This window comes from Micromonospora sp. WMMD737, from assembly GCF_049179055.1.
Lineage (GTDB): Bacteria > Actinomycetota > Actinomycetes > Mycobacteriales > Micromonosporaceae > Micromonospora > Micromonospora reichwaldensis.
In genome coordinates this window covers 1-3,566 of the sequence record NZ_JBMHMH010000056.1, presented here as the reverse complement: position 1 = coordinate 3,566, position 3,566 = coordinate 1, and the positions used below count along the sequence as shown (strand labels likewise).

Annotated in this window: 4 protein-coding genes; 1 reads left to right on the top strand and 3 read right to left on the bottom strand. The window is 69.9% G+C overall.

The features are described from left to right. On the top strand, positions 1-261 hold a 261-nt coding region (locus tag ACN27A_RS34630; RefSeq protein WP_421459278.1), incomplete at its 5' end, for a hypothetical protein. A gap of 31 nt (positions 262-292) precedes the next feature. On the opposite strand, the gene ACN27A_RS34625 is transcribed toward ACN27A_RS34630, so the two are convergent. From ACN27A_RS34625 to ACN27A_RS34615, 3 genes are all read right to left on the bottom strand, one after another. Then, positions 293-1,588, bottom strand: coding sequence for a serine hydrolase domain-containing protein (locus ACN27A_RS34625; RefSeq protein ID WP_421459275.1), 1,296 nt, complete (start codon positions 1,586-1,588; stop codon positions 293-295). A gap of 54 nt (positions 1,589-1,642) precedes the next feature. Then, the gene (gene meaB / locus ACN27A_RS34620; RefSeq protein WP_421459273.1) at positions 1,643-2,638 is read right to left on the bottom strand and encodes a methylmalonyl Co-A mutase-associated GTPase MeaB; all 996 of its coding nucleotides are present in this window, start codon (positions 2,636-2,638) and stop codon (positions 1,643-1,645) included. Continuing rightward, positions 2,639-3,566 (bottom strand): methylmalonyl-CoA mutase family protein (locus ACN27A_RS34615; protein ID WP_421459271.1); only part of this gene is annotated, 928 nt, incomplete at its 5' end.

Sequence of the window (3,566 nt, the reverse complement as noted above, 5' to 3'; positions counted from 1 at the left end):
TGCTACGGGGCGCGTGCACTGCTCATCCTGCGCACCGATCCCCGCTCCCGCACGGTCGCCAGCGTCTACCTGTTCGCCTCGGCGATGGGTATCGCCGCCTGCATCGTGCGCATCACCACCGCGTTGGTGCCGACGCTGCAGACCGTGCACGGCAGCATCGCGGTCTGGTTCTTCGCCTGCGCCTGCGGCGCCGGATTCGCGCTGACCTCGGCGCACTCCTGGCGGAACAAGACGAAGTGGTTCACCCGCGCCAACACCTGAGGGCGCACACACCCACCCGAGGAAAGTGCGGTCAGACCGCCGTGCGGGTGAGATCGGTGAACGCGGCACCGTACTCGCGCACCGGGCGGTACCCGTTTCTGCGGGCCAGGCCCGCGCCGCGCCGAATCAACGCCGCGGTGGCGACGAAACCCGCCTGATCGGTGGCCACCAGCGGGGTGAGCAACCGGTTGTGCACGTAGCCGAACCCGAGGCCCGTTTCGGGATCGGCCCAGCCCAGCGAACCGCCGAGGCCGACATGGCCGAATCCGGGCAGCACTCCGGGGATGGGCAGCCCGTGATAGCCGAGGTGGAACGACAGCGGCATGACCATGCTGTGGTCGGGCCGCAGGCTGGGCTGCCCGACCAGGGCGGCGGTGGTCTCCGCGGACAGGAACTGTGTTCCGTCGATGCGCCCGCCGTTGGCCAGCGCGCCGTACATCCGGGCCAGCGCACGAGCGGTGGCCACCCCGTTGGCCGCGGGGATCTCACTGTCGAGCAGCGGGGTGTCGCCCTGGACCATCGCCTTGACCCCGGGGAAGTACATCGCGCCGAACGCCGCGGAGAACGGCAGGGCGGCCAGGTGCGGCGCGACCATGTTGAAGATCGGGTTCGGCAACGCGCTCTGCGGCCCGATGATCTGCGCCGGGCGGGTGGGGGCCCGCAGCGGCGGACGTCCCAGGTGCAGGCCGTCGGTGTTGAGCGGGGCGGCCACCTCGGTGCGGATCAGCTCCCGCATACCCTTGCCGGTCACCGAGCGGGCCAGCCCGGACAGCAGCCAGCCGAACGTGAAGGCGTGATAGGCGGGTTTTCCGTGCAGCCAGCTTACCGGCGCGGCGGCCAACCGGTCCTCCATCCGCAGATGGTCGAGCAGGTCCGCCTTCCGCACTCCGTTCAGCTGGGACAGACCGGCGCGGTGCCGCAACGCGTCGCGCACCGTGATCCTGGATTTGCCGTTGGCGGCGAACGCCCGCCAGTACTCGGCCACCGGCGCGTCGTAGTCGATCAGCCCGCGGTCGGCGAGGCGGTGGATCACGGTGGCGGCGACACCCTTGGTCGCCGAGAACACCATCGGGCCGGTGTCGGCACTCCAGTGCTGGGTGCCCTTGCGGTCACTGAACCCGGTCCACACGTCGACGACCGGCTCGCCGTCGAGGTAGACCGACAGCGCACCGCCGCCGAGCCGGCGCCACGGGAACATCTGGCCGAAGGCACGCACCGCGCACAGGAAGTTCTCGTCGGCGGCGCCCTGCACCCCGCGGGGCAGTGCTGCGCCGTCGCTGCCGTGTGAGAGCGCTGCGCTGCGCTCTGCAAAGTTGACGCCCGTCACAATGGATTGAATTTACCTCGCCGTGCGGCAAAGAAGACAGGTGTTACCCATTTGTTAACCAACGGGTTTTTCCGGCCAGTCCACCGCGTCCAGGATCTGCTGCGCAGCAAGCGCCGGGGTGAGCTCACCGCCACGCACCTGCCGCTCCACCTCGTCGCGGATCGACCGCACCCCGGGGCTGGACAACACCCGGTCGAGCACCGTGTCACGGACCATCGACCAGGTCCATTCCACCTGCTGGGTGCGCCGCCGCGCGTCGAACTCCCCCGCCTCGGTGAGCACATCGCGATGCTTGAGCACGGTGTCCCAAAGCTCATCGAGCCCGGTCCCCTCCAACGCGCTCAGCGTCAGCACCGGTGGGCGCCATAGCGTCTCCCGCGGGTAGATCAGCCGGATGGCGCCGGCGAGCTCACGGGCGGCCGCCTTGGCCTCCACCGCGTGCTCGCCGTCGGCCTTGTTGACCACCACGATGTCGGCGAGCTCGAGCACGCCCTTCTTGATGCCCTGCAGCTGGTCCCCGGTGCGCGCCAGCGTGAGGAACACGAAAGTGTCCACCATGTTGGCAACCGTCACCTCGGACTGCCCGACGCCGACCGTCTCGACCATGATGACGTCGTAGCCGGCGGCTTCCAGCAAAACGATCGTCTCGCGGGTGGCCCGGGCCACCCCGCCGAGGGTGCCCGAGGTCGGCGACGGCCGGATGTACGCGTCCGGGTGGACGGCGAGCTCGGCCATCCGGGTCTTGTCTCCCAGGATCGAGCCGCCGGTGCGGGTCGACGACGGGTCCACCGCCAGCACCGCGACCCGGTGGCCGCGCTCGATCAGGTACATGCCGAGCGCCTCGATGGACGTCGACTTGCCCACTCCCGGAACCCCGGTGATGCCGACGTGCAGCGCGCTACCGGCTTCCGGCATGAGCTCCAGCAGCAGCTCCTGCGCCTTCTGCCGATGGTCGGCACGGGTCGACTCCACCAGGGTGATCGCCCGTGCCAGTGCCGAACGGTCACCGGCACGGATGGCGGCCGCGAGTTCGCCGACGGATTGACTCATCTAGTTCAGCGTGTAGCCCAGGCGCTGGGCGAGCTTGTCGAGCAGGCCGATCGCGGCGTCGGCGATCACCGTGCCGGGCGGGAAGATCGCGGTCGCTCCCGCCGCGTAGAGCTCGTCGAAGTCACCGGGTGGGATGACGCCGCCGACGACGATCATGATGTCGGGCCTGCCGACCGCGGCCAGCGCATCGCGCAGCGCGGGCACCAGGGTCAGGTGGCCGGCGGCCAGCGACGAGACCCCGACGACGTGCACGTCGTTGTCGGCGGCCTGGCGGGCCACCTCATCCGGGGTGGAGAACAGCGAGCCGACGTCGACATCGAAGCCGATGTCGGCGAACGCGGTGGCGATCACCTTCTGTCCCCGGTCGTGTCCGTCCTGCCCCATCTTGGCCACCAGGATCCGGGGCCTGCGGCCGTCGGCCTCGGCGAACTTCTCCACCAGTTCGGTGGCGCTGCTGACGTTGCTGGCCATCCCCACCTCGTCTCGGTACACACCCGCGATGGTCCGGATCTCGGCCTGGTGCCGGCCGTACACCTTTTCCAGGGCGTCGGAGATCTCGCCGACGGTGGCCTTGGCCCGCGCCGCGTCGATCGCCAGCGCCAGCAGATTGTTGCCCAGCCCGTCCTCGCCGGCGGTGCCGGTCGCTGCCGCTGCCCGGGTCAGTTCGGCCAGTGCGGCCTCGGTGGCGGCGTTGTCCCGCTCGCCGCGCAGCTGCTCGAGCTTGGCGATCTGCTCGGCACGCACCCGGCTGTTCTCGACCTTGAGGACCTCGATCTCATGGTCCTCGTCGACCTGGTAACGGTTCACCCCGATGACGGTCTGCTGACCTGAGTCGATGCGGGCCTGGGTGCGCGCCGCGGCCTCCTCGATACGCATTTTCGGGATGCCCTCGTTGATGGCCTGCGCCATGCCGCCGTGCTCGGCGATC